Consider the following 7,003-nt stretch of genomic DNA (forward strand, 5'->3'; position numbering starts at 1 on the left):
CCATGACCGAGATATTAACGCCAGTAAAAACATTTTGGCCGCAGGACTTGCGGTGTCAGTCTGTAGAGCGACCATAAGACCAGAACAGAGTAAATCTGTTAAGGCAGGTGCGAAACCCCAGCGATGGGAAGAAACAGAAACTTAAATCGTGAGGTTTAGGAATCACCGTCCGTTTACGGCGGTGAGGATGTCAATAACTTCTTGGCTTACTGATCGAGGTAATCCACTATTATTACATGAGTGTATGGCTAATTTAACAGTCAGTTATTGGGCTGCCCGCTCATTTAAATTGCTTGTTGAGATGAGGCAAAAGGCAAGAGGCAAGAGGCAAAAGGATAATTTTCCCTTTAACCTTTCGCTTTTTCCCGACATTTGCCGAAAATTTTTTGATTTATGCAAGAGAGCTTTTTAGCTGCCTCAGTATGGCTGGAATTGCCCCACATCGGAGATGGAGAGCCAAACTAAGGTAATCTAATTAATAGAGGCTGAAAATTACTGATTAGTCCTAGCATTACCCCCATTCTTCGGGATTATCCCCCGGTAAGTCCTGACTCCTCACTCCTCAATTCTTTTGTCAAATATGACTGCGATCGCTGCCCAGATAACTTCTATTTTACCCCCCGACACGCCGGTTATTACCTGGCCACAAGTGCCAAAAGAGGAACAAGAAAGATTATCGAGGGCAATTAGGGGCAAAAGTCCTGAAATTATAGTTTATCCCGCTAATACGGCTGCTTTAGCCTCTCTGGTGCGTTTTGCCAACGAAAATCGTCTGTCTTTACTGGCCTACGGTCAAGGCAGTAAATTAGATTGGGGTGGGTTAGTCGAGTCGCCCGATATTTTAGTTAGTACCCAAAATCTCAACCAGATTATTGACCATGCTAGGGGAGATTTAACTATAACCGTGCAAGCTGGGCTTAAAATAGCGGATTTACAGGCTTTTTTAGCTCCTAGCTCTCAATTTCTTCCTCTTGATCCCAGTTACGCCGATAATGCCACGATTGGCGGTATTATGGCCACGGCCGACGCGGGAACATGGCGGCAAAGATACGGTGGTGTCCGGGATTTGATCCTAGGATTCTCCTTTATCCGTCACGATGGCGAGATTGCTAAAGCTGGAGGGCGTGTGGTGAAAAATGTGGCGGGATACGACATGATGAAGCTATTTACGGGTTCCTACGGCACTTTAGGGATTATCGATCAGATTACCCTGCGACTGTATCCCGAAACTGCTAACTCAGAAACCCTGATAATTAGAGGAAATAGCGAAAATATTAGTAAATTAAGTCAATTTATTCGGCAATCGTCTTTAACTCCCACCGTGGCTGAATGTTTAAACCTAGGGATGACGCAAGCATTAGGATTAGGGGAAAAAGTCGCTTTACTGCTGCGTTTTCAAAGCATTCCCGAAAGTATTAGCGAACAATCGCAACAGGTGAGTTATTTAGGGCAACAGTTAGATTGTCAGACTAATTCTTATCGGGATGAGGAAGAAGTTTCTCTATGGCAAAGATACCGAAAAACAATCGATAATTATGACCAAGAGGGCAATTTTTTCGGCAAAATAGGATTATTACCTAGCAATTTAGCTCTAGTTATCGACCAAATTAACGGACTAGCATCAATTAATATTAGTAGTGGGGTGGGTAAAGTTATCTTAAAATCGGAGGAAAATCTTGACAAAATTCGCTCTTTATGCAGTGCCAATCAGGGTTATTTAACGGTGTTAACCGCGCCTCCATCGCTGAAGGAAAAAATTGAACCTTGGGGTTATACAGGTAACGCGATTGCCATGATGAAAACCCTAAAAACTAAATTCGATCCTCACGGTATTTTTAGTCCTGAACGCTTTCTTAACAAAATCTAATGAAAAATCATGCAAACCTCCGAGCATTCCCTTAACTTTCAGGAATTAATCGACCAAAAAAATCAAGGATTTGACCCCAAGAATCCCCCCGCTCAAGAATTAATCGATAGTTGTGTTCACTGTGGTTTTTGTCTATCTACCTGTCCCAGTTATCGAGTGATTGGCAAAGAAATGGACTCCCCCCGGGGCAGAATTTATCTGATGAATGCTATCAACAAAGGGGAAGCAGTTTTAGACGAAACCACTAGCCAACATTTTGATACTTGTTTAGGTTGTTTAGCCTGTGTTAGTACCTGTCCATCGGGAGTACAATATGATCAATTAATCGCCGCAGTTCGTCCGCAAGTGGAACGCAATCAACCCCGCAGTTTTAAGGATAAAATTATTCGTTTTCTCATTTTTAATCTCTTTCCCTATCCCGTCCGTCTCAAATTATTTTTACCTTTCCTCTGGTTATATCAAACCCTGGGATTACAAACTATTGTTAGAAAATCGGGACTATTAAAAATGTTCTTTCCTCGTCTAGCAGCGATGGAATCAATTTTACCAAAAATTACCCTAGACTCTCTGTTTAAAAACTATGCCGATGTTATTCCCTCCCAAACTGAAAAACGCTATCGGGTGGGAGTAGTTTTAGGTTGTGTGCAGCGCCTCTTTTTCTCGCCGGTAAATGAAGCGACAGTGCGGGTTTTAACTGCCAATGGTTGTGAAGTGGTTATCCCAAAAACCCAGGGTTGTTGTGCCGCTTTACCCGCACACCAAGGACAGGAAAAACAAGCGCAAAGTTTAGCCAGACAAATGATCGATAGTTTCGCAGCAACCGAGGTTGATTATATTATTATCAATGCGGCAGGATGTGGTCATACTCTCAAAGAATATCATCATATTTTAGCCGACGATCCTGAATATAAAGATAAGGCTAAGGAGTTTGTGGCTAAAGTACGCGATGCCCAAGAATTTTTGGCATCAGTGGGGTTAACTGCTGATTTATCCCCGATTACCGAGACAGAATTAACCCTAGTTTATCAAGATGCCTGTCATCTTTTACACGGACAAAAAATCTCCGTGCAACCACGGCAATTATTGCAAAAAATCCCCAATATTAACTTAAAAGAACCTATCGATGCGGCCTTGTGTTGTGGCAGTGCCGGAGTTTATAATATGCTACAGCCAGATACTGCCGATGAATTAGGTCAGCAGAAAGTACGCAATTTATTAAATACTGGGGCTGCGGTGATTGCTTCTCCTAATCCGGGTTGTTCCCTACAAATTAAAAAACATCTACAATTACAGGGAAAAGATACACCCGTTATTCATCCGATGGAATTATTAGATTATGCGATTCGCGGGCTGAAAATTTCCTAGTTCATCCCCTTTTTCTATGAGATAGGGTTTGCGGCAAAAAGTTTGTTGGTGGGGTTAGGAGTCGGTCCCGATGAAAAAATTTTCACCACCAGAGATGAAAGAGGTTTCCTTCCCCACACCCCACACCCCACACCCCACACCCTACACCCTACACCCTCTTTCAAGTCAGTAGCCGGTCGTTTCAGGCTTTGTTGCCCTCTTTTTTGTACCAGTGTTGTACTACAAAGAAGGATAATGCAAGGTTTTTGAAGGTCTTAATCCTATTTTCGCAGCATGAACATCGGATTATAACAGGTCAAAAGCCTTATTTTAAAAGGGTTTTACCATTATTCAGCAAGCCCTAGATATAGGTAGCCCAAGATTTTGCCCATGCGAGAATTTCATCAACTCGATCGAGGGTTGAGGATTCACAGTAGAGACGCAAAACTGGTTCTGTGCCACTAAAGCGAATTAACAACCAACTGCCATCTTCTAAACGGAATTTATAACCGTCCATAGTATTACAATCAGTCACTTGTTTACCGGCAATTTCCCTTAAGGGTTCCTTATCCAAAGCAGTAATTAACTGATCGCGAGCTTCCATATTAGCTAAGGGTAAATCAATGCGATCATACTCAGAATGAAACCAGGTTTTATCCTGTAATTGCGCGTAAAGATCGCTTAAATCTTGGCCCGATTCTACCACCGCTTCCAAAACGTATAAAGCTGATAATAAAGCATCCCGTTCGGGAATGTGAGTACCATAACCGACACCTCCCGACTCTTCCCCACCAATTAACACAGGAGTGGTCAACATTCGATCGGCGATATACTTATAACCGATCGGGGTTTCAAAGACCGATAAACCGTATAAACTGGCTAATTTGGGGATTAAATCGGAACCGCTCACCGTTTTCACAATTTCCCCTCTCATTCCCTTTTTGCCGGCTAAATGCTCGATTAAAATCGGGATGAGATTTTGGGTGCTTAAAAAATTCCCCCGACCATCGATCGCCGCTACTCGATCGCTATCCCCATCGAAGACCAAACCTACTCGCAAAGGGGCTAAATTTGCGCTGTGAGCCAGTTTATCGATGATTTCCCTCAAATTTCTCGGTAAAGGTTCTGGAGAGCCGCCACCGAACAAAGGATCGCGATTGCCGCGTAATTCCGTGATCCCCACCCCCAAAAGACGCTCTAAACCAGTAGCCGCCGCACCGTGCATGACATCGGAATAAACTTTTAGTTGTCCCGATTTGATCGCGTTGGCAATAGCAGCAATGTTAACTTTTTGGCGTAAACCCTGACAATAACTTGACCATGGCTCAAAAGTGCTTAATTTACCGGCAGCTGCGTTAAATTGCGGCGGATTAGACAATAAAGCTTCAATTTGTTGGGTAATTTCTGGCGAGACAGAACCACCAAAATAACCTTTAACCTTCAAACCGAGATATTTGGCTGGGTTATGACTGGCGGTTAACACGATCGCACCGAGAGCATTTTCTGATCGAGCTGCCCAACTAAAAGCGGGAGTCGGAGCGTAGGATTGGGAGAGAAGCACATCAAAACCGGCTTTTTGAAGTGATTCCGCCGCAGTTTGAGCAAAATCCTCCGCCATAAACCGCCGATCATAGCCGACGATAATCGTCCGCGAACCTGTGATCTGACCATAATTATCCGCTAAAACCTGAGCCGCCAAGGGAGCGAGCAGAGCGACTCGATCGAAAGTAAAATCGGCGGCGATAATCCCGCGCCAGCCATCGGTTCCAAATTTAATCGGGTTCACGGTGGTCATGATTTACGAACTACCCCTAAAATATCCATTTTCCCAATACTGTAACCCGCTCCGTAACCTCTGGAAACTCATTTTTCCCGATCATCGGTTTTTGCCGCCGAATCGAGCGCGCCGACTTCACTGGCTAATAATTTTTCCATTAACATTTGTAACTTCATCCGTTCTATATAGGGCCATCCCCCGGTTTCCTCGATATCCCGGAGTAATCCGTATAAGTCCTTACGGGTATTGGGTAAAGATGGCTCGAACATCTGCTCGCGAATTTGCCGATGTAAATTTTCTAAAGTTCGCAGCAACATTAACAAACCGTTACAATCTCCCTGCTGTTCTTGGGCGATCGCTGTCACCGTCGTTACAAGGGAATGTAGTTGGCTATCTAATTGGCTGTTATCTCCCGGCAATGGACTATTCATGTTCCTATTTGAAAACAGTCACACCAATCATATCAGTCATCAGCTATCAGTTACTTAGAGCCTCCTGACTTGAAAGAGGGTGTAGGGTGTGGGGTGTGGGGAGAACAAAGCTGCCTCTTGCATGAGTGCATGAGTGCCCCCTGTCTCCCATCTTCTCAATGGTCACTGATCTTTGATAAACTGAGTTTCGGTGAATTGGCGCAACCGATTCGATAATTCATCAGGCTATGGATCAAGGGTAGTAATTGTAAAGATTGACAAAGAGAGGTTGACATAGATGAGATTTCGTGCCTTGTTAGTTGCCTTTTTAGCCTTGTGCTTAGGGGTGTTGACAGCTTGTAGCGACGCGCCTAGTGCCGTCCTGAATAGAAACGAGCTAACCTATGATGAAATTTTAAACACGGGATTAGCTAACAAATGTCCGCAGATTTCCGAGTTCACCCGGGGTACTCTCCCCTTAGAACGCGGCGAAAGTTATGTGGTGACAGATTTATGCTTGGAACCCCAAGAATATTTTGTCAAGGGTGAACCCGTTAATAAGCGGGAAGCAGCCACCTTTATACCGGGTAAACTCTTAACCAGAGATACCACCAGTTTAGAACAGATGACAGCGAGTTTAACCGTAGGCGAAGACGGTGTTTTAACCCTCAAGGAAGAAGACGGTATCGATTTCCAACCCGTTACCGTACAATTACCCGGAGGTGAAAGAGTTCCCTTGTTCTTTACCATCAAAGGTTTCACCGGCAAAACCGAAGCCGGCTTTAACTCGATTAACAGTTCCACCGATTTTGAAGGCGACTTTAAAGTTCCCTCCTATCGTGGTGCTGGTTTCTTAGATCCCAAAGGTCGGGGTGTGGTGACGGGTTATGATAACGCTGTCGCTTTACCCGCTAGTGCTGATAGTCAAGATTTCCAGCGTGCTAACGTCAAAGCGACGGAACTGGGTAAAGGTACTATGTCTTTACAGGTAACTAAAGTTGACGCTTCTACCGGGGAGTTTGCTGGTGTTTTTGAAAGTGAGCAGCCTTCCGACACCGATTTAGGGGCAAAAGATGCTGAAGAAGTGAAAATTCGCGGCATTTTCTACGGTCGTCTCGAAGCTCGTGCCTAATTAATAAATTCAGAATTTCTGGAAATTAAGGCGAATTTCTCCCTAGAGAAGTTCGCTTTTTTCGGCTCTCTTGGGGTTGTTCAAGGGTTACACTAAATTTGGTTATTAAAAGCTTATTATTTATTCTCCGTTTTGCCTCTTGCCTCTCGCATGAGTGCCTCTCCTGATATGTAGCCTATACTCAACGGATTTAGTATTACAATAAAGATTGACCTCGCCATGGAGGGAGAGTTGCTAATGCCCAAGAAAACGAACAAGCAAACAAGCAAACGGAAGCCAAAAGTTACAACCATGGCGAGGAACATCCCCAGCGTCCCCATATTGGCACGGAACCCCACTTCAAGAAGAAAAAACCCTGAGAGGGGGACAAGCGAGCTAGAAGGTAGATAGGGCAAGCGATATAGCTCTTTGTCCCTTGATGTAATCCTTCAACCGATAGCGGCTAATTTGCATTAGCTCTTCTATATTTTTTG

5 protein-coding genes and 1 pseudogene are annotated in these 7,003 nt (G+C 44.1%); 4 read left to right on the plus strand and 2 right to left on the minus strand.

Going from position 1 to position 7,003, the window contains the following annotated elements:
* From EWV84_RS06265 to EWV84_RS06275, 3 genes and pseudogenes are all read left to right on the plus strand, one after another.
* A pseudogene (locus EWV84_RS06265) lies at positions 1-152 on the plus strand (RNA-guided endonuclease TnpB family protein); the annotation flags it as partial.
* Positions 153-580: 428 nt separating this feature from the next.
* Positions 581-1,867, plus strand: coding sequence for an FAD-binding oxidoreductase (locus tag EWV84_RS06270; RefSeq protein ID WP_287077213.1), 1,287 nt, complete (start codon positions 581-583; stop codon positions 1,865-1,867).
* A gap of 9 nt (positions 1,868-1,876) precedes the next feature.
* Entirely contained in the window at positions 1,877-3,232 is a 1,356-nt protein-coding gene (locus EWV84_RS06275) for a (Fe-S)-binding protein (protein WP_286825882.1), read from the plus strand.
* Positions 3,233-3,572: 340 nt separating this feature from the next.
* Here EWV84_RS06275 and EWV84_RS06280 read toward each other — a convergent pair whose 3' ends face one another.
* The gene (locus EWV84_RS06280; RefSeq protein ID WP_287077215.1) at positions 3,573-5,006 is read right to left on the minus strand and encodes a phosphoglucomutase/phosphomannomutase family protein; all 1,434 of its coding nucleotides are present in this window, start codon (positions 5,004-5,006) and stop codon (positions 3,573-3,575) included.
* Positions 5,007-5,074: 68 nt separating this feature from the next.
* Complete coding sequence (locus EWV84_RS06285; RefSeq protein WP_286825884.1) at positions 5,075-5,419, minus strand: hypothetical protein; 345 nt, start codon at positions 5,417-5,419, stop codon at positions 5,075-5,077.
* A gap of 277 nt (positions 5,420-5,696) precedes the next feature.
* On the opposite strand from EWV84_RS06285, the gene EWV84_RS06290 reads away from it, so the two are divergent.
* Positions 5,697-6,530, plus strand: coding sequence for a photosystem II manganese-stabilizing polypeptide (locus EWV84_RS06290; RefSeq protein ID WP_004162736.1), 834 nt, complete (start codon positions 5,697-5,699; stop codon positions 6,528-6,530).
* Positions 6,531-7,003: the final 473 nt, after the last annotated feature.

The organism is Microcystis sp. M_QC_C_20170808_M3Col (assembly GCF_007095505.1).
Taxonomy (GTDB): domain Bacteria; phylum Cyanobacteriota; class Cyanobacteriia; order Cyanobacteriales; family Microcystaceae; genus Microcystis.

Bases quoted from the DNA above. Each gene is read 5' to 3' on its own strand.
- EWV84_RS06270 (WP_287077213.1), top strand. From the start codon at position 581: ATGACTGCGATCGCTGCCCAGATAACTTCTATTTTACCCCCCGACACG.
- EWV84_RS06275 (WP_286825882.1), top strand. From the start codon at position 1,877: ATGCAAACCTCCGAGCATTCCCTTAACTTTCAGGAATTAATCGACCAA.
- EWV84_RS06280 (WP_287077215.1), bottom strand. From the start codon at position 5,006: ATGACCACCGTGAACCCGATTAAATTTGGAACCGATGGCTGGCGCGGG.
- EWV84_RS06285 (WP_286825884.1), bottom strand. From the start codon at position 5,419: ATGAATAGTCCATTGCCGGGAGATAACAGCCAATTAGATAGCCAACTA.
- EWV84_RS06290 (WP_004162736.1), top strand. From the start codon at position 5,697: ATGAGATTTCGTGCCTTGTTAGTTGCCTTTTTAGCCTTGTGCTTAGGG.